Below are 21,298 nucleotides of genomic sequence, written 5' to 3'. Positions count from 1 at the left end.
AATGCCAGGTGCGTGTCGGCAAGGTCACGGCAGGGCGTTAGTGTGAATAGGGCATCGGAATGACCCGCTGAAAAGCTGAGGAGCGATAACGTGACTGTCCGGGTAGGCATCAACGGCTTCGGTCGTATCGGACGTAACTTCTTCCGGGCGGTGGAGGCGCAGAAGGCGCTCGGCACCACCGACATCGAGATCGTCGCGGTCAACGACCTCACCGACAACGCGACCCTCGCGACCCTGCTCAAGTACGACTCGATCCTCGGCCGGCTGCCGCAGGACGTCTCGCTCGACGGCGACGACACCATCGTGGTGGGCGACCAGCGGATCAAGGCGCTGGCCATCAAGGAGGGTCCGGCGGCGCTGCCCTGGGGCGACCTGGGCGTCGACGTGGTCGTCGAGTCCACCGGCATCTTCACCGATGCCACCAAGGCCAAGGGCCACCTCGCCGCAGGCGCGAAGAAGGTCGTCATCTCCGCCCCCGCCAAGGGTGAGGACATCACCATCGTGATGGGCGTCAACGACGACAAGTACGACGGCAGCCAGAACATCATCTCGAACGCCTCGTGCACCACCAACTGCCTGGGCCCGCTGGCCAAGGTGCTCAACGACGAGTTCGGCATCGAGCGTGGCCTGATGACCACCATCCACGCCTACACCCAGGACCAGAACCTGCAGGACGGCCCGCACGGCGACCTGCGCCGCGCCCGCGCCGCCGCGCTGAACATCGTGCCGACCGGCACCGGCGCCGCGAAGGCCATCGGCCTGGTGCTGCCCGAGCTGCAGGGCAAGCTGGACGGCTACGCGATGCGTGTGCCGGTCCCCACGGGTTCGGTCACCGATCTGACCGCCACGCTGCGCAAGTCGGCCACGCTCGAGGAGATCAACGCCGCGTACAAGGCCGCCGCCGAGGGCCCGCTGAAGGGCATCCTCAAGTACAACACCGACCCGATCGTCTCCAGCGACATCGTCACCGACCCGGCCTCGTCGATCTACGACGCGCCGCTGACCAAGGTGATCGACGACCAGGTCAAGGTCGTCTCCTGGTACGACAACGAGTGGGGCTACTCCAACCGTCTCGCCGATCTCATCGGCCTCGTCGGCAAGTCGCTCTGACGCGTATGGCTGTCAAGACACTCGCGGATCTGCTCGGCGAGGGTGTGGAGGGCCGGGGCGTGCTCGTGCGCTCCGACCTGAACGTCCCCCTCGACGACAGTGGACAGATCACCGATCCCGGCCGGATCATCGCCTCGGCGCCGACCATCAAGACGCTGGCCGAGGCGGGCGCCAAGGTCATCGTGACCGCGCATCTGGGCCGGCCGAAGGGCGAGCCGGACCCGCAGCTCTCGCTGGCGCCGGTGGCCGCCAGGCTCGCCGAGGAACTGGGCCGCAACGTCCAGCTCGCCGGTGACGTGGTCGGCCAGGACGCGCTCGCGCGGTCCGAGGGCCTCACCGACGGCGACGTGCTGCTGCTGGAGAACATCCGGTTCGACCCGCGTGAGACCAGCAAGGACGACACCGAACGCGGCAAGCTCGCCGCGGCGCTGGTCGAGCTGGTCGGCGACGACGGCGCATTCGTCTCCGACGGTTTCGGCGTGGTGCACCGCAAGCAGGCGTCGGTGTACGACGTGGCGCAGTTGCTGCCGCACTACGCGGGCACGCTGGTCGCGGCCGAGGTCGAGGTGCTGGCGAAGCTGAGCGAGAACCCGGACCGGCCGTACGCGGTCGTGCTCGGCGGTTCCAAGGTCTCCGACAAGCTCGCGGTCATCGAGGCGCTCGCGCCGAAGGTGGACACGCTGGTGATCGGCGGCGGCATGTGCTTCACCTTCCTTGCCGCACAGGGCCTCTCGGTGGGCGCCTCGTTGCTGCAGGAGGAGATGGTGGACACCTGCAAGGGCCTGCTCGAGCGGTACGCCGACGTCATCCACCTGCCGCGCGACATCGTGGTGGCCGACAAGTTCGCCGCCGACGCGGAGTCGAGGGTGGTGCCAGCGCACGAGATCCCGGACGACTGGCTGGGCCTGGACGTGGGTCCGGAGTCGGTGGACCGTTTCGCGGCACTGCTCACCGAGGCACGGACGGTGTTCTGGAACGGCCCGATGGGCGTGTTCGAGTTCGAGAAGTTCGCCGCGGGCACCCGCGGGGTCGCCGAGGCGATCGTGACCGCCACCGGCAAGGGCGCGTTCACCGTCGTCGGCGGTGGCGACTCGGCGGCGGCCGTACGCGCGCTGAACCTGCCGGAGGACGGCTTCTCGCACATCTCCACCGGCGGCGGCGCCTCGCTGGAGTACCTCGAGGGCAAGGAACTCCCCGGCATCGCGGTGTTGGAGGACTGAGCATGGCACGCAAACCGCTCATCGCGGGCAACTGGAAGTTGAACCTCAATCACCTCGAGGCCATCGCTCTGGTGCAGAAGATCGCATTCGCCCTGCCGGAGAAGTACTTCGACAAGGTGGACGTGGCGGTGCTCCCGCCGTTCACCGACCTCCGCAGCGTGCAGACCCTCATCGAAGGGGACAAGCTCCTGCTCACCTACGGCGGGCAGGACGTCTCGGTGCACGAATCGGGCGCCTACACCGGCGAGATCAGCGCGAGCATGCTCGCCAAGCTGGGCTGCGCCTTCGTCGTGGTGGGGCACTCGGAACGGCGCCAGTACCACAACGAGGACGACGCCATCGTGCTGGCCAAGGCCAAGCAGGCGTTGAAGCACGGCATCACTCCGATCGTGTGCATCGGCGAGGGCCTGAACATCCGCGAGGCGGGCACGCACGTCGAGTACAACCTCGAACAGCTGCGTGGATCGTTGAAAGGCCTGACGGCGGAACAGATCTCGAAGATCGTCATCGCCTACGAGCCGGTGTGGGCGATCGGTACCGGCAGGGTCGCCACGCCTGCCGACGCGCAGGAGGTCTGTGGCGCGATTCGCGGTGAGCTGGCGCTGCTGGCCTCACCCGAGGTCGCCGCGGAGGTCCGCGTGCTCTACGGCGGTTCGGTGAACGCCAAGAACGTCGGCGAGTTGGTCGCCCAGACCGACATCGATGGCGCTCTGGTCGGCGGCGCTTCGCTCAAGGGTGACGAGTTCGCCACCCTCTCGGCGATCGCGGCGGGCGGCCCCTTGCCCTGACCCGCACGAGGGACTACGCGCTACAGCCCGGTATCGCTCGCCGCGATGCCGGGCTGTAGTGATTTCGCCGGATCCTCACCTGGCAGGAGTGGTGGCTCACTCCGCGTGCAGGATCAAGCCCGCGCCGTTGTCGTTGCGCAGGGTCAGCGTGTCGGCGTCCACCGTGGCGGTGGTCTTGCCGTCCAGAGCTTTCAAGACCGCCTGCTCTACCTCCATCACCTCGGCGGAGCACGCCATTTTCGTGGTGGCGACCCGGAAGGTGATCTCCGCTCCCGATACGTCGGCGCTGCCGGTGACGCGATTGCACCCGGTGCTGCCCGAGACTGCGCCGTCCTCGGCGATGGTGAGTGTCGGCTTCGCCTCGTCGAGCGCGCGGGAGCGGATCTGGGCATCGTCGGCGATGAAAGCGGTGACCAGCCACGGGGTGCCCTTGACGGGCCGGTCCGGTTGAGCGACCTTTTTGTCGAGCAGGGTCACGGTCCGGTCGTCGCTGTGCAGCGTGAGTCGCGCGTCGTCGAGTCGCCAGCTGGGCTCGGAATTCAGCAGGCCGCTGAGCCATTCGTCGGCGCCGCTGCGATCGTCGGGGCAGGCCATCAGGGTCGTGGACAGACCGGAGACGCGCAGAACGTGGTCGTCCAGCGTGACCGCGCCGGAGAACTTGTTGCATCCCGCGTCCGCGGCGATACGGCCGTCGGGGAAGCTGACCGTCAGCGGGCCGCCGCCGGGAATCGGGGTTCCCTCGACGCCGGTGGAGAGGAAGGTGCGGCCCACCGGGCTCGGCCCGTCGGAGGTCTGCCCCGGACCGTTGCTCGAGCACGCCGCGAGCGCGCATGGAGCGATCAGGACAGCGAGGGCTAGTCGCGCGAAGTGTGCCGCCATGCGGCGATGCTACCGACGAGGCGCTGGGCAGCCCGGATTTCGCAGCTTGTGACGGCCTGCCGACATTGTGGTGCGTTCTTCCGGGACGTCGGGTAGGTGACGAACTCCTTCGAGGCTGCCGTCACCTGGTCGCGTGCCGGATGCTCGATTCGCGCTCGCCGTCGCCGACATCGCGGCAAGGGGGCGGTCGAGCCGAGAATCGGGATACATGGGATGACTCGCTCGGTGTGCGTTACTATCTGTGCCGTGCACCGCTGCTTCCCCATCACCCCGCCGCCCGCCTCCTGAGCGAGGTGTAGGTATTCAGCGCGCCACCGAACGGTGTGCGCGCCATTTTCGGCATCGCTGTGCACCTCGCTTCCGCGACCCCATCCCTTTCAGTCGCAGGAGCGCGATCTTCTATGTCCATGTCTGTGTCCACCGCCAGCCGTTCTGCGCTGGTCTACCTCGTCGGCGCCGGAATCCTCTGGGGCACCGGCGGTCTGCTCGGCACCCTGTTGCACCGGGCCACCGGTCTTCCCCCCGTTTCGGTCGGCACCTGCCGACTTGCCGTCGGTGGGTTACTGCTGCTGGCCGTGCTCGCCACAAGACGACAGCCCTGGCCGCGAAATCCATTGGCGTGGCGCCGCATCGGCGCGGTCGCTGTCCTCGCGGCAACCTTTCAGGCGGCCTACTTCGGCGCCGTCGCGGCCGCAACGGTCAGTCTCGCCACCCTGATCACCATCGGCATGTCCCCCGTGGTCGTCGCCGTGCTCGAGCACGTCACCGGACGGCGTGCGGTGGACCGGCGCCGCGCTGCGACGATCGGGATCGCCCTGTGCGGGCTGGCGCTACTGGTCGGGGTGCCGTCCGGTGGTGCGAGCGCGGGCGGGTTGCTCATGGGCGCGGTGCTCGCGTCGGTGGCCGCCACCGCGTTCGCGACGGTCACCGTGATCAACGCGGCGCCGGTGCCCGGCCTCGACGCGATGACCACCACCGGCCTCGGGTTCACCGGCGGCGCGCTGCTGCTGGTTCCGTTGGCGGGCATGAGCGGTTTCGCGTTCGACCCGACAGTGGGCAGCATCGCCTTGGTCCTGCTGCTCGGGCTTGCGCCGACGGCGATCGCCTACACCCTGTACTTTCGCGGGCTCTCTGATGTCGGTCCAGGAATCGCCGCCGTTCTCGCGCTCCTCGAACCGCTCACCGGGGCGGTGCTGGCCGCGGTAGTGCTCGGCGAACGTCTCACCGCCCTGGGGCTGCTGGGCGCCGCGCTGCTCATCGTGGCGTTGTTGCTCGCGGCGATACCCGGGCGATCCCTGGTCGAAGGGCTGGACACGGCGACCATCGGCCGCCGTGTGCGGGACTGAGGACTCTGGCGTAGGTCGGCGGCTCGGGCGAGTCGTTCCGTCGGCGTGCACGCTTTAAACTTCGGCGCGTGACCGCCGCCCCGACTACCCCTGGCTCCACGTGGGCGCCGCTGCGTTCACCGATATACCGGGCGCTGTGGGTGGCCCAGTTGGTGTCCAATCTGGGCACCTGGATGCAGATGGTCGGGGCGCAGTGGATGCTGGTCGACTTGCCCAACGCCGCGGCTCTGGTGTCGTTCGTGCAGACCGCGATCACGCTGCCGGTGATGCTGCTGGCCATTCCGTCCGGCGTGATCGCCGACCTGGTGGATCGGCGCAGGCTGCTGCTCGGCGCGCAGTCCACGATGGCGGCGCTCGCGACGATTCTCGCCGTGTCCACCGCGACCGGGCACACCACGCCTGCTGTGCTGCTGACGTTGCTGTTCCTGCTCGGCTGCGGTCAGGCGCTGACCGCGCCCGCCTGGCAGGCGATTCAGCCGGAGTTGGTCTCGCGCGAGCAGATACCGGCGGCCGCGGCACTGGGCAGCATGAACATCAATATCGGCCGCGCGGTGGGGCCCGCGCTCGCCGGAGTCTTGGTCGCGCTGTCCGGGCCGACGTTGGTGTTCGCGCTGAACGCGGTGTCCTTCGGCGGAATCGTCGCGGCGCTGACGGTCTGGCGTCGGCCGGCGACGGATCGGCGACTACCCACCGAGCGTCCGCTGGCGGCGTTGCAGGCGGGCACCCGGTTCATCCGGGCCGCGCCGGCGATCCGCCGCGTGCTGCTGCGCTCGATCTTGTTCATCACCCCCGCCAGCGCGGTGTGGGCGCTGCTGCCGGTGATCGCACGCGATCGGCTCGGCCTGTCGTCCTCCGGATACGGTCTGATGCTCGGCGCGCTCGGCCTCGGCGCGGTGGTCGGCGCCGCCGCGTTGTCGCGCCTGCGGCGATGGCTGAACCCGACCCAGCGGTTGAGCACGGCCGCGATCCTGTTCGGACTCGCGACCGCGGGCACCGCGCTGCTCCGCGTCGTGCCGGTGATTCTGGTGCTGCTGGTCTTCGCGGGGCTGGCCTGGCTGCTGGCGATGTCCACGATGAACGCGACCATGCAGCTGCTGCTACCGGCCTGGGTGCGTGCGCGCGGGCTGTCGGTGTATCTGCTGGTGTTCATGGGCGGACAGGCGATCGGCTCGCTGGTCTGGGGTCTGCTCGCCGATGCCGTCGGGTCGGTGCCCGCGCTGCTGTGGGCCGCGGTGCTGCTCGGGTTCTGCGCGGTGAGTACGTTCTGGCTGCCGATCCGGCACAACGCGGAGCAGATCGACCTGACCCCGTCGGCATTCTGGCCGGAGCCCCAGTTGGTCGTCGAACCCGATCCCGACGACGGCCCGGTGCTGATCCTGCGCGACTACGACGTGCCGCCGGAGAGCGTCGAGGAATTCCTTGCCGCCATGGCCTTCGTCGGCCGGTCCCGGCAGCGTACCGGCGCGATGGAGTGGCGGCTCTACCGCGATGTCGGGGTGATCGACCGCTACGTCGAGGCATTCGTCGTGCGGTCCTGGGCCGAGCACATGCACCAGCACCAGGTTCGCCTCACCGCCCAGGACCAGCTACGCGAGCAGGCCGTCGCGAAGTTCACCACCGCCGAGGGCGACCGGGTCACCCACCTCGTGGCGGTCGACCGGCGCTAGGCGTACCTCCGCCTTCGCTCCGGCCGTGCGCGGGCTGAGGGCGGACTACGTCCGGCAGCGCCCGTTGTGCGTACCTCCTGCCTTCGCTCCGGCGGTGCGCGGGTTGAGGGCGGACTACGTCCGGCAGCGCCCAGCTGGAGCGAGACGCCGAGTGCCTGATTCGGTGCGATCGCACCGACCGCATACACTGTCCGGCATGCGGATGTTCCTGGATATCCTCCTGATCATCACCAGCGTGCTGCTGGTGCTGCTGGTGCTGCTGCACCGCGCCAAGGGTGGAGGTCTGTCCAGCCTGTTCGGCGGCGGCGTGCAGTCCAGTCTGTCCGGCTCCACGGTCGTGGAGAAGAACCTCGACCGCGTCACCATCTTCACCGGCGTCATCTGGCTGATCGCCATTCTCGGCATCGGCCTGGAGATCAAGTTCGCCTGATCCGAATCACCGCGCCCGCCGTGAGCGCCGCCGCACCCAGCACGATCGCGGCGATGACGAACGCGACGGAATAACTCGTCCCGAGCACCGGGGCGGCCACCAGTGGACGGAGGATCTGTCCCGCGCGGGTGCTCGCGGTGGCCGCGCACTCGCCGCTGGCGACGACGACCGGCCTGTCGTGGTCCGATCGGGCCGATCAGCCGCTGGTGGCCAACACCGTCTCCGGCACCACCCACGCCTCGTCGTGGAACCCGGCCGACTCGGTCCGGGCGATCATCACCTGCACGAACTTCGACGAGCGGATCGAGTTGGCCGCGGCGAACCGTGGCATCGGTGTCGTGCCGGACCTGGCGTGTACCCGGGCCCCGCATCCCGGCGTGGCCTATCGCGACATTCCCGATGCGCCGCCCTCGCACGTCTATGTGGCCTGGCGCGCCAAGCCGGTCCCGCCGCGGTCGGTGCAGCGCTTCTTCGGCGTGCTCGGACTGGTCAATCGGTGCGCGGAACCCGTCCGTCGACGTCGGTGAAACAGTAGTACTCCGCGAGATCGGCGACTCGCCACGACAGTCCGGTGCGCGAGCGGCGCCCAGCATCGGTGGCCAGCGCGACGACGGCGCGGCCGGTGAAGCGCGGCGTCTGCGCCTCGGCGAGGTCGAAGGTGCCCTCGCCGGGTAGCGTGACCAGCCGGTGCCCGTGTGCGTCGGCCGGAACCAGTTGCAGCAGTTCGGTATCCACGATGCCCGGCCAGAGCGACACCACGGTCACCTCGGTGCCCGCGAGGTTGTGCGCCATGTCGGCGGTGAGCCGGTCCAGCGCGGACTTCGCGACGCCGTACACGGCGTTGTGCATGTACCTGCGCGCGCCCGGCGAGGAGATGTTGACGATCAACCCGCCCGATTCGATCAGCAGCGGCGCGGCGAAAACACTTGCCACGTAATGTGATCGGACGCCAACGTCGAAGGTCTCGTCCCAGGCCGCCGGTGGAACCTCCCAGAACGGCTTGCCGAGCCACCTGGCCGCGGCGGGGGAGTTGTAGACGTTGTTCACCAGCACGTCCAGCCTGCCGTGCTCGGTGCGGATCAGTTCGAACAGCCGTTCCACCGCGTCGTCGTCGCGGTGATCGCACACGAACGGGATACCCACTCCGCCTGCCGCATCGATGGCGGCGGCCGTCGCGTGCACGGTGCCGGGCAAGCGTCCCTGCGCCGTGGAGCGCCCGGTCACGAACACCGTCGCACCTGCCGCGCCCAGCTCCAGCGCGATTCCCTTGCCTATACCGCGGCTGGCGCCGGTGACCACCGCGATCTTGCCTTCGAGCCCGTCGGGTATTCCGCTCACGGAACCGGAACATTACCGTGAAATAATAACGTGTTCTAGTCTTTGGAGGCCGGAGTGGAGCTGACCCATCGGTTCGTGACGACCAACGATATCCGCATGCACGTCACCGAGCAGGGGGAGGGGCAGCCGGTGATCTTCTGCCACGGCTTTCCGCACACCTGGTACGTCTGGCACCGTCAGCTTCCCGCGCTCGCCGCGGCGGGATATCGCGCGATCGCGCCCGACCTGCGCGGCTACGGACAGACCGACGTACCCGCCGAGCTCGAGGCGTACACCAATCGCGCTGTCTGCGCCGACCTGCTCGGTCTGCTCGATGACATCGGCGCCGAGCAGGCGGTGTTCGTGGGCTTGGACTTCGGCGCCGCGCTGGTGTGGGAACTGGCATTGCGCGCGCCGGAGCGGGTGCGCGCCGTCATCGTCCTGAACAATCCGTTCGCGCCCCGTCCGCCGCGTGCGCCTTCGCAGCTATGGGCGAAGGCCGCCGCACGACACTTCCTGCACCTGCACTACTTTCAGACCCCGGGCGTCGCCGACGCGGAACTCGGCGCGTGTCCGCGGGAATTTCTCGCGCGTGTGTATTTCGCGCTGAGCGCCGACTATCACTATCTGGACACTTGGCGCTTCCCGGCGGAAGGCACCGGCTATCTCGACGTGCTGCCAGAGGCTCCCGCGTTGCCGTGGCGCTGGCTGAGCGGACCCGAATTGGACACGTTCGCACGCGATTTCGAACGCACCGGGTTCACCGGCGGATTGAACTGGTACCGCAGCTTGGACCGCAACTGGGAACTCACCGCCGACTACGCGGACGCGAAAGTCACTGTGCCGGCCTATTTCTTGTACGGCGATCGCGATCCCGACATGGAGGGATTCAGCGGCCGTGATCCGCTGGCCACCATGCGCGAGCATGTCGTCGACCTGCGTGCGGTGACCGAGATCGCCGACGCGGGTCACCTCGTGCAGCTGGAGCGGACCGTGGAGGTGAACGCGTTGCTCACCGCGCATCTGCACCACCTGGATGCGCATTCCGCCGGGATTTCGGCCTGAGGTGAAACATCTTCGGGCCCAGGGCCGTTCGCTGTCGGTGGGCACCGCTAATGTCTGGTGAATGAGTTATAGCCTGAGCATCTACGTCGTCGAACTGGACAGGGTCTCCGCCGCCATCGGGTCCCGGGACGACAAGCTCCGGCGGATGATCGGCGGCCGGTTCAAGGCCCAGCTGACCCACGACGACGACTGGTTCGCCGACGAGATCGCGGGCGGCGCACCCACCCGCTACGAGGCGGTGCGCGCCGTCATCGACGGCGGTCCGTTCGACCCGTCCTACGGTTTCCAATACGGCTACGCCTTCCAGACGATCTGCCAGTTCTACGGCCGGTTCGTGGACAACCGCTACTTCTCGGCGTTCCGCGGCCGCTGGCTGGACCACGTCGACGACGGACTCGCCGCGCTCGGCATCAAGGCGATCAGCGTCCGCGACTTCATGTACCACTCGCTGCCGCCCGCGCTGCCCCAACCGGATGATCTGCCCGGCTACGGCGAATGGACGCCGGAGCAGTGCGCGGAAGCGCTGGTGCAGTGGGAGTCCACGACGCCGCCGCAACGCGAGGAGGTCGACCACGAGGTACTCGCCGCCATCGAGTCGTGCGTCGAATGGATCCGCGAGGCCCAGGCCCGGCCCGGCTGGGGCATCGCCGGGTTCTTCTACTGAACCGCCTGACGGGTCCCATCCGAACGCAGTCCGCACGCACGTACGGACATACCGAGCGACGGGAAGCCGCATGAAGCGGTATTGCCGGACCGTGCGTTACTAGTCCTGCGTTCGGTGAGGAAGACAGTCGCACAGAGGGCGTGCCGGACGGAGGTTCCGCTACAGTCCCGCGCCGGGTCGAGCGAAGGCTGACGTAGCCGCATAGAGAACGCCTGTCGGACGGACTCGGCCGTAGCCTAGCGAAGGCGAGGCGGCCGCCTAGCGATATTCCTCGGCCAGCTTCGGGTAGTCCGACCAGCGCGGCAGCGGCTCGTAGTCGAGATAGGCCGTGAGGCGGTCGAGCAGGTATTGCCAGCGCGGGCCGATGGCGCCCGCGTCGGCGGGGCAGACATGGCGGCGGGTCAATTCGACGGTAGTGACCACGCCGACCTGGCTCATCCGGACCTCGAGCAGGCAGCCGTCGACGTGCACGACCAGCTCGTGCGGCGCCACGCAGTGATCGACGCGCACCGCGACGGGACCGGGAACCGGGCCGTCGAGCAGCTCGATGGTGAGGTTGCCGTTGCCGCCGGTGACGCTGCCGAGCCAGCGGGAGAGCTGGCCCCGCTCGGTAGCCGCCGACCAGACGTCCAGCACGGGCTTGTGGAAGGAACGCAGGTAGTGCAGGAGCACCAGATCGCCGTCGGCCGTGTGCTCGTGCTCCGGTCGTACCTCGCCGAGCATGGACATCGTGGTCATTGCCGTGTCCTTCCGCTGCTGGTCACCGTCACCTCACTGTATTTCCACTATTCCCTGCCCGAATCGAATTCGCCTGGATGCCGCGCCTCGGCGCGCCGCGCGTCCGTCGCGGCGGTTGCCTCGCCTTCGCTCGGCGCCCGTTGTGCCGCGGGGCCCATGAGCGCGCGGGCTGCGGCGTCGATCCGATCCTCGTCGAGCAGCACCGTGTCGGCGGCGGGTCCGAGCGGCACGAAGCTGTCCTCGCTGGTGACGCGGGCGAGAGATCCCGAGAAACCGGCATCGACCAGCGCCGCGCAGACCGCCTCGGACACGCCGCCGCTACGGCGGGTCTCGTCCGCGACGAGCACCCGGCCGGTCGCACGCGCGTGCGCCACCAGGTCGTCCACCGGTAGCGGAGCGAGCCAGCGCAGATCGAGCACGCGGGCATGGATACCGCGGCGGGCCAGGCGCCGCGCCACGCGCAGGCTCATCGGCACGCCATTGGCGAAGCTGACCAAGGTCAGGTCCGTGCCGTCACCGTAGACGCGGGCTCGGCCGACCTCGACGTACTCGGTGCGCGACGTCCGCGCCAGCCAGCCGTCGTCGCCGGGCGTGTGCAGGTCGCGGGTGTGATAGAGCGCGATGGGCTCCAGGAACAGGCACACCCTGCCATCCACCCGGGCGGCGGACACGCAGGTCCGCAGCATTGCCGCGGCGTCGTCGGCGCGGGAGGGGGAGGCGAGGACCACGCCGGGGATGTCGCGCAGCGCGGCGATCGAGTTGTCGTTGTGGAAGTGGCCGCCGAAGCCCTTTTGGTAGGCGTATCCGGCGATCCGCACCACCATCGGGTTGCGGTAGCGCCCGTCGGAGAAGAACGACAGCGTGGCCGCTTCGCCACGAATCTGGTCGGCGGCGTTGTGCAGGTAGGCGAGGTACTGGATCTCCGGAATCGGCACGAACCCGGCCAGCGCCACGCCGAGTGCGGTGCCGAGGACACTCTGCTCGTCCAGCAGGGTGTCGAACACGCGGCGGGCGCCGAACGCCTTCTGTAATCCTTTGGTCACCCCGTACACGCCGCCTTTGCGGCCGACGTCCTCGCCGAAGACGAGCACATCGCGATCGCGGGCCAGCAGGTCTGCGAGCGTGTTGTTGATCGCCTGGGCGAGAGTCACCGGATCACCCTGCGCGGCAGCGCCATTCGTGTTCGTACGGTACGCATCGGCGCGTGAGGTCGCCCGGTTCCGTGATTCGGAGCGACCGTCGTCCGGCAGGGGTTCGGCTCTGAGCGCGTCCGCGCGCACCAGGGCAGGGCGAGATGGGCCGATCGGAGCGATCACCGCCGCGGCGGAGGCGAGTTTCGGTTCCTCGCGGACGATTTCGGCTGTCGCGGCGACGCGGCGACCCAGGTCGGCGTAGCGGTCGAGCACGTCGGCGGGCGTAACCACGCCGGACTCGACCAGCAGCCGCGCGGTCGCCAGCACCGGATCGCGGAGCAGCTCGGCGGCGATATCGGCGGCGCGGCGGTAGGCGGCCTCCATATCCGACCCCGCGTGACCCAGCAGCCGGACGGTCCGCAGACGCAGGAACGCGGGCTTCCTGTTGTCCCGGACCCACTGCGCGGCGGTGCTCGCGGTGGTCAGCGCGTCGACGGCGTCGCAACCGTCCGCGCTGAAGTACCGCAGACCAGGCCGATGGCCGTACGCCTGTTCGATCCAGTCCGGTGGCGTGGGAACGCTGATGCCGATGCCGTTGTCCTCGCAGGCGAACAGGATCGGCATCGGAATCCCTTGGTGCGTGGTATGGACCGCGGCATTGATCGCCCCGGTCGCGGTGGAGTGGTTCGCCGACGCGTCGCCGAAACTGCACAGCACCACCGAGTCCGACGCCCACGGGCTGGAAACGCCCAGTCGCGCGGCACGATCGATCGCGAAGGCCAACCCCACCGCGCGCGGAAGGTGCGACGCGATGGTGGACGTCTGCGGGATGACGTTCGCCGCCGCGCTGCCGAACACCTTGTGCCGGCCACCCGAAATCGGATCGGCCGCCGCGGCGACCACTCCCAGCAGCACGTCCCGGATCGGGTCGAGGCCGGGTACGCGCCGGGACCGGTGCACGAAGAACGCGCCCGATCGGTAGTGCAGCAAAGCGGGATCGGAGGTCCGCAGGGCCGCCGCCAACGCGGCGTTTCCTTCGTGGCCGGACGACCCGATGCTGTAATAACCGCGCCGGGCGCTGCCGAGGCGTCGTGCCGCGAGATCGAGATGCCTGCTCGTCGCCTGCGATTCGAACAGTTCCAGGCACGCCGCGCCGGTAATCGTGCTGCCGGGGACGACCGGCTCACCCATTGCCCGGCTCGGTCGCGGGGTGAGTGCGGCGATCGTGGCGCGAAACCTCTCCTCCAGATCCACTCCCTGCTCGGTCACCGAACGATCATCGCGTAAAAGTGCACCGTATGGGCGCGATATCAGACGGCATTATTCCGGTCAGAGGCGTGTTTTTTGGATGAATTTGCGCGACACCGCCGGTTGGACCTGCTCAGGTCTATCCACCCCTGGTGCGGCAACGAGCTCCGGCATCGAGCTGACCTTCGGATCGGCACGTGCCCGGACGTCCGCCGTCAGGCGGCACGCTGCGCCGCGCACACTCAGCGCAGCGCTGACGCGGCGTCTTGATCGAGCAGCCAGGTGGTGGAGTCGATGCCGGTCGCGCCGGCCGCGGGAATCTCCAGCGGGTCAGCGCCGCCGATCGCCGCGGCGACGGCCTCGGCCTTGGCCGCGCCGCCGACCACCAGCACGACGTGGCGAGACCGCCGGACGGCGGGCAGGGTGAGGGTCACCCGCACCGGCGGCGGCTTCGGCGAATCCGTCACGGCGACAACGAGCTCATGGTCCTCGCGCACGGCGTCGGTGTGCGGGAACAGCGAGTTCACGTGCCCCTCGCCGCCCATGCCGAGCAGATGCAGATCGAACGCGCCGTGCTCGGTGAGGTAGGCGTGCACGGCCGCGGAGTACTCGGCGGCCGCCTCCACGGGATCGGGGTACTCGCCATCGGACGCGGCCACCGGATGCACCCGCGCCGGGTCCACCGGCACGTGGTCGAGCAGAGCCTGCCCGGCTTGCAGGTCGTTGCGCTCCGGATCACCCGCGGGCACGAAACGCTCGTCGCCCCAGAACACGTCGAGCCGGGACCAGTCGATGTCGCCGGGCGACTTGCGCACCTGCTCCAACAGGGCGATGCCGGTGCCGCCGCCGGTCAGCACCACCGACGCCGCACCGCGCTCGGCTTGGGCCGCGACGACGACCGACACGAAACGGGCTGCCGCGGCGGCGACAAGCGACTCGGTGTCGAGGTGGACCTCGACGGTGTCGCTGGGAAAGGGTGAATCGGTGTGGTCACTCATAGATCACCTTCTCGATTCCGGCCAGTGCCTCCGCGTAGATGTCGTCGGAGTCCAACCTGCGTAGTTCCTCGGCGAGGCAGTCGCGAGTCTCCCTGCGGGCCAGTGCGATTCGCTGCACCGGGTCGCCGGTGCGGGTGAGCGTGGCGGTGCGGCCGGTTTGCGGACGCTCGATCGCGATGGAGACCGTGCGGCGGTGCAGTTCCACGTGCAAGGGTCCGGTGCGGCGGCGAACCGGGCACCCGAGCCGGGCCGCCAGCCAACCCGCCAGTACGTCCAGGGCGGGTTCGTCGCGCAGCCCGGACACCGTCGCCGACTCCACCAGCTCGAACGGCGGCTCGTCCATGGCGGCGGCCAGCAGCGCGCGCCAGTAGGTGATCCGGCTCCAGGCCAGATCGGAGTCGCCGGTCGCGTAGGAGCCGAGCCGCTTCTTGATCGCCGCCTGCGGATCCGGCGCGAACGTGGCGTCGGTGATGCGCCGGGTCGCCAGCCGACCCACCGAGTCCCTGGACGGGAACTCCGGGGCTCCGCGGGGCCACCAGGCGACCACCGGCGTATCCGGCAGGAGGAACGGGATGACGACGCTGCTTTCGTGGCTGATCAGTTCGCCCTGCAGGCGCAGCACGATCACCTCGGCCGCTCCCGCGTCGCCGCCCACCCGGATCTGCGCGTCCAGCCGGGTGGCGGCTTCTCGGTCACCGCGTGCGAGCACCACCACGCGGCAGGGGTGCTCGCGGCTGGCGTCGTTCGCGGCGTCGATCGCGTCCTCGGCCTCGGAGCTGTCCAGCGTGCACACCACCAGGGTGAGCACCCGTCCCACGGTGATCACGCCGTTGCTCTCGCGCAGCTGCACGAGACGCTTGGTGACCTCGCTGGTCTTGGTCTCCGGCATGTCGACGATCACGGCCGCCGCCATTCGCGCCCGGTGCGGGCGAGCATCTCCTCGGCCGACGCCGGACCCCAGGTGCCCGCCTCGTACGGCTCCGGTTTGCCATCGGCGGCCCAGCGCTCGAGCACTGGGTCCAGGATGCGCCAGGACAATTCGACCTCCGCGTTGACCGGGAACAGCGACGGCACCCCGAGCAGCACGTCGAGGATCAGGCGCTCGTAGGCCTCGGGAGAGGACTCGGTGAACGCCTCGCCGTAGCTGAAGTCCATGTTGACATCACGCACTTCCATGCCGGATCCCGGCACCTTCGAGCCGAACCGGGTGGTGATGCCCTCGTCCGGCTGCACCCGGATGACCAGCGCGTTCTGCCCCAGTTCTTCGGTCATGGTCTGGTCGAACGGCAGGTGCGGCGCCCGCTTGAAGATCACCGCGATCTCGGTCACCCTGCGGCCGAGCCGTTTTCCGGTGCGCAGGAAGAACGGGACACCCGCCCAGCGGCGGGTGTCGACCTCCAGGCTGATCGCCGCATAGGTCTCGGTCCGCGAATTCGGATCGAACCCTTCCTCGTCCAGCAGTCCGACCACGTGCTCGCTGCCCTGCCAGCCCGCCGCGTATTGCCCGCGGGCGGTGGTCTCGTCCAGCGGTTCGATGAGCTTGGTCGCCGAGAGCACCTTGATCTTCTCGGTCTGCAGCTGCTTGGGCTCGAAGCTGATCGGCTCCTCCATGGCGGTGAGCGCCAGCAGTTGCAGCAGGTGATTCTGGATCACGTCCCGCGCGGCACCGATGCCGTCGTAATACCCGGCGCGGCCGCCCAATCCGATGTCCTCGGCCATGGTGATCTGCACGTGGTCGACGAAGTTGGCGTTCCAGATCGGCTCGTACAACTGGTTGGCGAAGCGCAGCGCCAAGATGTTCTGCACCGTCTCCTTACCGAGGTAGTGGTCGATGCGGAACACCGTCTCCTCCGGGAACACCCGGTTGACCAGTGCGTTGAGCTCTTGGGCGCTTTCCAGGTCGTGCCCGAACGGCTTCTCGATCACCACTCGGCGCCACGGCTTGCGGCCCGCTTCGTCGAACCCTTTCGTCTGCGCCAGGCCGTGCCCGGAGAGCTGATCGAGCACGACGGGGAACGTCTTCGGCGGGATCGACAGGTAGAAGGCGTGGTTGCCGCCGGTGCCGCGCTCCTTGTCCAGGGTGGCCAGGGTGTCGGCGAGCCGGTCGAACGCCGCGTCGTCGTCGAAGGTGCCCTGGACGAACCGGATGCCCTCCGCGAGCTGGTCCCAGACCTCCTGGCGGAACGGAGTGCGCGAGTGCGTTTTCACCGCGTCGAGGACGACCGAGGCGAAGTCCTCGTCGGCGTAGTCGCGGCGGGCGAAGCCGACCAAGCCGAAACCCGGGGGCAGCAGCCCCCGGTTCGCCAGGTCGTAGATGGCCGGCATCAGCTTCTTGCGGGACAGGTCACCCGTGACGCCGAAGATCACCATGCTGCACGGTCCCGCGATGCGCGGAAGCCGTTGGTCCCGGCTGTCGCGCAGCGGGTTGTGCCAATCGTTCGCGGCCGCTCGACCCGTGGACGCTGAACCGGCCATCGGTCAGCTGTTCCCGGAAGCGGAAGCGGCGGCCGACCTCAACTCCTCGGCCGTGGCCGAAAGCAGCTCTTCCCAGGACTTCTCGAACTTGTCCACGCCTTCGCGCTCGAGCACCGCGAACACATCGTCGAGGTCGATGCCGACGGCGGTCAGCTGGTCGAAGACCTCCTTGGCCGCCGCGGCCGTGCCGCTGACGGTGTCGCCGCGGATCTCACCGTGATCGGCGACCGCCTGGAGGGTCTTCTCCGGCAGCGTGTTCACCGTGTTCGTTGCGACCAGCTCGGTGACGTACATGGTGTCGGAGTAGTCCGGGTTCTTCACGCCCGTCGACGCCCACAGCGGCCGTTGCCGATTCGCGCCGGAGGCGGCCAGGTTCGTGTAGGTGGAGGTGTGCTTGCCACCGTCGAACACGTCCTGGTACTCGGCGTAGGCCAGGCGGGCGTTGGCGATACCGGCCTTCCCGCGCAGCGCGAGCGCCTCCTCGGTGCCGATCGCCTCCAGCCGCTTGTCGATCTCGGTGTCCACCCGGGACACGAAGAACGAAGCGACGGAATGGATCTTGGCCGGATCATGCCCGGCGACCTTCGCCTTCCGCACGCCGTCCAGGTAGGCGCCCATCACCGCGCGGTAGCGCTGCACCGAGAAGATCAACGTGACGTTGACGCTGATGCCCTCGGCGAGCACCGCGGTGATCGCGGGCAAGCCCGCCTCGGTGGCCGGGATCTTGATGAACAGGTTGGGCCGGTCGACGATCTTCCACAGCTCGACCGCCTGCGCGATGGACTTGTCCGCGTCGAACGCCAGGCGGGGATCGACCTCGATGGAGACCCGGCCGTCCACACCGCCGGTCGCTTCGAAGACCGGAGCGAACACGTCGCAGGCCGCGCGGACGTCGTCGGTGGTGATGGTGCGGATGGCGGCATCGGCGTCGGCGCCGCGAGCGGCAAGCTCTTTCAGCTGGCTGTCGTAGCTGTGGCCCTGGCTGAGCGCACCCTGGAAGATCGTCGGGTTGGTGGTGACCCCGACGACGCCACGGGTGGCGATCAGCTCGGCCAGGTTGCCGGACTGGATCCGGTCCCTGGACAGATCGTCGAGCCATACGGACACCCCCGCCGCCGACAGGGCGGCGAGGTTTTCGTTCTGAGCCATGAGCGCTATCCCTTCACGTTCTCGAGCGTGCGCTGCGCGGCGGCAACGACGGCTTCCGGAGTGAAGCCGAATTCGCGGAACAGGGTCTTGTAGTCGGCGGAGGCGCCGAAGTGCTCGATCGACACGATCTCGCCCGCGTCACCGGCGAACCGGTGCCACGGCATCGCGATACCGGCCTCGACGACGACGCGTGCGGCGATCGCGGGCGGAAGCACCTCGTCCCGGTAGGCCTTTTCCTGTGCGTCGAACCACTCCACACACGGCATCGACACCACGCGGGTGGCGATGCCCTGCTCCTCCAGCGTAGTGCGGGCGGCGACGGCGAGATGGAGCTCCGAACCGGTGGCGATCAGGATCACCTGCGGGGTGCCGGTGGATGCCTCGGCCAGGACGTAACCGCCCTTCGACACGCCCTCGTAGCTGGTGCCTTCCAGGATCGGCAGGTCCTGGCGGGTCAGCGCGAGCCCGGACGGGCCGTCCTGGTGCGGCGGCTCCGACACCGAGAAGTGCGAGGTGTGCTCGCTGCTGTCGCGCTCCAGGATGGTGCGCCAGGCGTAGGTGGTCTCGTTGGCGTCGCCGGGACGGACCACGTTCAGGCCGGGGATGGCGCGCAGCGCGGCCAAGTGCTCGATCGGCTGATGCGTGGGACCGTCCTCGCCCAGGCCGATGGAGTCGTGCGTCCACACGTAGATCGCGGGCACCCGCATCAGCGCGGCCAAGCGGACGGCGGGGCGCATGTAGTCGCTGAACACCAGGAAGGTGCCGCCGTAGGGGCGGGTGGGGCCGTGCAGCGCGATGCCGTTGAGGATCGCGCCCATCGCGTGCTCGCGGACACCGAAGTGCAGCGTGCGGCCGTACGGGTTGGCCTTCCACATGCCGGTCGAGATCGACTCCGGCCCGAAGCTGGGCTGGTCGGGCATGGTGGTGTTGTTGGACTCGGCCAGGTCGGCCGAACCGCCCCACAGCTCCGGCAGCACCGGGGCCAGCGCGGCGAGCACCTTGCCGGAGGCCTTGCGGGTGGCCATGCCCTTCGGATCCGGTTCGTAGGTCGGCAGATTCGCGGCCCAGTTCTCCGGCAGCCGCCGCGCGGCGAGGCGGTCGAACAGCGCCTTGTTCTCCGGGTTGGCCGCGGCCCACGCGTCGAACGACTTCTGCCACTCCTCGTGCGCCTGCCTGCCGCGCTCGACGACCTTACGGGTGTGCGCGATCACCGCCGGGTCCACCTGGAAGCTCTGCTCGGGGTCGAAGCCGAGCACCTTCTTGGTGGCGGCGACCTCGTCGGCGCCCAGTGCGGCGCCGTGCGCGGAGCCGGTGTTCATCTTGCTGGGCGCCGGGTAGCCGATGATGGTGCGCAGCACGATGATCGAGGGCTTGTCGGTCTCGGCCTTGGCGGCGGCCAGCGCGGCCTCGATGGCGACGACGTCCTCGCCGCCCTCGACCACCTGCACGTGCCAGCCGTAGGCCGCGTAGCGCTCGGCGACGTCCTCGGTGAAGGCGATGGTGGTGTCGTCCTCGATGGAGATCTTGTTGTCGTCGTAGACCACGACCAGGTTGCCCAGCTGCTGGGTGCCCGCGATCGACGACGCCTCGGAGGTGACGCCCTCCTCCAGGTCACCATCGGAGGCGACGACGTAGACGAAGTGGTCGAACGGGCTCGTGCCCGGCGCGGCGTCCGGGTCGAACAGACCGCGCTCGCGCCGCGCCGCCATCGCCATGCCGACCGCCGCCGCCAGGCCCTGGCCGAGCGGGCCGGTGGTGATCTCGACGCCGTCGGTGTGCCGGAATTCCGGGTGACCCGGGGTGAGCGAGCCCCACTTGCGCAGGTGCTTCAGGTCGTCCAGTTCCAGACTGAAACCCGCCAGATACAGCTGGATGTACTGGGTGAGGCTGGAGTGGCCGCACGACAGCACGAACCGGTCCCGGCCGACCCAGCTGGGATCGGTGGGATCGATGCGCATGGTGCGCTGGTAGAGGGTGTACGCCAGCGGCGCCAGGCTCATCGCGGTACCGGGGTGACCGTTTCCGGCGTTCTGCACCGCGTCGGCGGCGAGGACCCGAATAGTGTCGACAGCCTTGGTGTCCAGATCCGTCCAGTCGTCCGGGTGGTTCGGCTGAGTGAGGGCGCGGATGTCGTCTGTGATCGACACGACCGAGGTTCTCCTGACATTGGTTCGTCGACGGCGGGTGGGTTTCTGACGGCGATGATCGCGCGGCAGCTACGGCGTGCATACCGGGTTTACCCAACTACCCTAGATGTGCCCGGTGACCGGCACAGCAGTAACCCTGTGTTGTTTTGCCGTGGCGTTTTGCGGCGCCCGCGGCGCTGCGTGTTCGCGCCCACGTTGCGGCTCGTGCCGAAGCGGCCGAGGTTCATGATCACGTCACACGCGCTTCGCCCCCTCCGGTGTGGGCCGGGATCGAACGGTGACCCATTTGCCTCGCACACCGGTAGGCCTGGCGTGCGTTGACCGATCGTCCGCACGATGGCCTCGGCGCGAGTGGGCCGGAAAACGATGCTGCCAGGACGCGTACTCGACACGCTGTGCCGCATGCTGTGTGTTCGCGCCCACATTGCGGCCCCTACCGGGCATGCAGAATTCGCGACTCGTATTGGCAGTCCGCTTCGGATCCGGATGTAAGCCGCATGAACGGAACCCGTAAGACTCGCGCCGACGCCGGGCGGGTCGATGCGACCGCATGGGCCTCCGCCGGCGACTGCACGGCCTCCGGCTGAGCGGCGGCCCGGCCGTGAAACGGTGCGGCCAGACGGGGCTGATTCCCTCCGCCCCGGCGGCTCTCGTCGGGGCGATCCTGGCTCGTGATCGCGTCGCCCCGGTCTCGCGTCGGAGGAGTACGGACCCGTCTCGAGGGCGGACGGTCGAACGCGCGGAATGACCGGTCCGCTCCGTCACATTCCGGTGCCGTTGCGCGGGGGCGCGGGGAAGGGCGGGGGCGGCAGGGGTCTACCATCCTTTGTAGTAGTAATCGCGCCGTACCGGTCGGAGGGCGCCGGGGCGGACGAGGATCCGGTACTGGCACATCCGTACCGCCAGGACGAGCGCTGCTGGTCC

The 21,298-nt window shown here is 68.9% G+C and carries 18 protein-coding genes; 9 read left to right on the top strand and 9 right to left on the bottom strand.

Annotated elements, in window-relative coordinates; genetic code table 11:
• Positions 1-90: 90 nt before the first annotated feature.
• The 3 genes from gap to tpiA are packed head-to-tail and all read left to right on the top strand — an operon-like array spanning position 91 to position 3,118.
• Entirely contained in the window at positions 91-1,110 is a 1,020-nt protein-coding gene (gene gap / locus ACWPXK_RS15015) for a type I glyceraldehyde-3-phosphate dehydrogenase (protein ID WP_454196729.1), read from the top strand.
• A 5-nt stretch (positions 1,111-1,115) separates the two neighbouring features.
• Positions 1,116-2,330 (top strand): phosphoglycerate kinase, encoded by a 1,215-nt coding sequence (locus ACWPXK_RS15010; RefSeq protein ID WP_454196728.1) that lies wholly within the window; start codon positions 1,116-1,118, stop codon positions 2,328-2,330.
• A gap of 2 nt (positions 2,331-2,332) precedes the next feature.
• Positions 2,333-3,118, top strand: a complete 786-nt coding sequence (tpiA, locus tag ACWPXK_RS15005; RefSeq protein ID WP_454196727.1) for a triose-phosphate isomerase — start codon at positions 2,333-2,335, stop codon at positions 3,116-3,118.
• Positions 3,119-3,214: 96 nt separating this feature from the next.
• Here the strand turns inward: tpiA and ACWPXK_RS15000 are convergent, their stop codons facing one another.
• The gene (locus ACWPXK_RS15000) at positions 3,215-3,997 is read right to left on the bottom strand and encodes an META domain-containing protein (RefSeq protein WP_454196726.1); all 783 of its coding nucleotides are present in this window, start codon (positions 3,995-3,997) and stop codon (positions 3,215-3,217) included.
• A gap of 401 nt (positions 3,998-4,398) precedes the next feature.
• Between ACWPXK_RS15000 and ACWPXK_RS14995 the strand changes: the two genes are divergently transcribed.
• The 4 genes from ACWPXK_RS14995 to ACWPXK_RS14980 all read left to right on the top strand — a co-directional run bounded on the left by ACWPXK_RS14995 (position 4,399) and on the right by ACWPXK_RS14980 (position 7,967).
• Positions 4,399-5,343: a DMT family transporter gene (locus ACWPXK_RS14995; RefSeq protein WP_454196725.1), complete on the top strand. Its 945-nt coding sequence runs from the start codon at positions 4,399-4,401 to the stop codon at positions 5,341-5,343.
• A 68-nt stretch (positions 5,344-5,411) separates the two neighbouring features.
• Entirely contained in the window at positions 5,412-7,010 is a 1,599-nt protein-coding gene (locus ACWPXK_RS14990) for an MFS transporter (RefSeq protein WP_454196724.1), read from the top strand.
• 196 nt (positions 7,011-7,206) lie between these two features.
• Positions 7,207-7,440 carry a preprotein translocase subunit SecG gene (gene secG / locus ACWPXK_RS14985; RefSeq protein WP_039798855.1) on the top strand — a complete coding sequence of 78 codons (234 nt, stop codon included), beginning with the start codon at positions 7,207-7,209 and terminating at the stop codon, positions 7,438-7,440.
• A gap of 128 nt (positions 7,441-7,568) precedes the next feature.
• A complete protein-coding gene (locus ACWPXK_RS14980) occupies positions 7,569-7,967 on the top strand; it encodes a LysR family transcriptional regulator substrate-binding protein (RefSeq protein ID WP_454196723.1) in 399 nt (132 codons plus the stop codon).
• Here ACWPXK_RS14980 and ACWPXK_RS14975 read toward each other — a convergent pair.
• Positions 7,930-8,778, bottom strand: coding sequence for an SDR family NAD(P)-dependent oxidoreductase (locus tag ACWPXK_RS14975; protein ID WP_454196722.1), 849 nt, complete (start codon positions 8,776-8,778; stop codon positions 7,930-7,932). The genes ACWPXK_RS14980 and ACWPXK_RS14975 overlap by 38 nt on opposite strands.
• Before the next feature lie 96 nt (positions 8,779-8,874).
• Here ACWPXK_RS14975 and ACWPXK_RS14970 point away from each other — a divergent pair, with 96 nt between their 5' ends.
• Both ACWPXK_RS14970 and ACWPXK_RS14965 read left to right on the top strand, forming a co-directional pair.
• Positions 8,875-9,822 carry an alpha/beta hydrolase gene (locus ACWPXK_RS14970; RefSeq protein WP_454197047.1) on the top strand — a complete coding sequence of 316 codons (948 nt, stop codon included), beginning with the start codon at positions 8,875-8,877 and terminating at the stop codon, positions 9,820-9,822.
• A gap of 61 nt (positions 9,823-9,883) precedes the next feature.
• Positions 9,884-10,486 carry a DUF7691 family protein gene (locus ACWPXK_RS14965; RefSeq protein WP_454196721.1) on the top strand — a complete coding sequence of 201 codons (603 nt, stop codon included), beginning with the start codon at positions 9,884-9,886 and terminating at the stop codon, positions 10,484-10,486.
• Between the two features lie 258 nt (positions 10,487-10,744).
• On the opposite strand, the gene ACWPXK_RS14960 is transcribed toward ACWPXK_RS14965, so the two are convergent.
• From ACWPXK_RS14960 to tkt, 7 genes are all read right to left on the bottom strand, one after another.
• Positions 10,745-11,224, bottom strand: coding sequence for a hypothetical protein (locus ACWPXK_RS14960; RefSeq protein WP_454196720.1), 480 nt, complete (start codon positions 11,222-11,224; stop codon positions 10,745-10,747).
• 47 nt (positions 11,225-11,271) lie between these two features.
• On the bottom strand, positions 11,272-13,548 hold the full coding sequence (locus ACWPXK_RS14955; RefSeq protein WP_454197046.1) for a thiamine pyrophosphate-dependent enzyme: 2,277 nt from the start codon (positions 13,546-13,548) through the stop codon (positions 11,272-11,274).
• A 299-nt stretch (positions 13,549-13,847) separates the two neighbouring features.
• Positions 13,848-14,603: a 6-phosphogluconolactonase gene (pgl, locus tag ACWPXK_RS14950; protein ID WP_454196719.1), complete on the bottom strand. Its 756-nt coding sequence runs from the start codon at positions 14,601-14,603 to the stop codon at positions 13,848-13,850.
• A complete protein-coding gene (gene opcA, locus ACWPXK_RS14945) occupies positions 14,596-15,504 on the bottom strand; it encodes a glucose-6-phosphate dehydrogenase assembly protein OpcA (RefSeq protein ID WP_454196718.1) in 909 nt (302 codons plus the stop codon). The genes pgl and opcA overlap by 8 nt, the downstream gene beginning before the upstream one ends.
• Positions 15,501-17,078, bottom strand: coding sequence for a glucose-6-phosphate dehydrogenase (zwf, locus tag ACWPXK_RS14940; protein WP_454196717.1), 1,578 nt, complete (start codon positions 17,076-17,078; stop codon positions 15,501-15,503). The genes opcA and zwf overlap by 4 nt, the downstream gene beginning before the upstream one ends.
• A gap of 3 nt (positions 17,079-17,081) precedes the next feature.
• Positions 17,082-18,227, bottom strand: a complete 1,146-nt coding sequence (tal, locus tag ACWPXK_RS14935; RefSeq protein ID WP_454196716.1) for a transaldolase — start codon at positions 18,225-18,227, stop codon at positions 17,082-17,084.
• A 5-nt stretch (positions 18,228-18,232) separates the two neighbouring features.
• On the bottom strand, positions 18,233-20,374 hold the full coding sequence (gene tkt / locus ACWPXK_RS14930) for a transketolase (RefSeq protein WP_454196715.1): 2,142 nt from the start codon (positions 20,372-20,374) through the stop codon (positions 18,233-18,235).
• Between the last annotated feature and the right edge of the window lie 924 nt (positions 20,375-21,298).

The sequence above is a fragment of the Nocardia sp. Marseille-Q1738 genome, from assembly GCF_965283145.1.
Note: the sequence above shows the minus strand (reverse complement) of the source record. Positions and strands in the feature narration are given on the sequence as shown.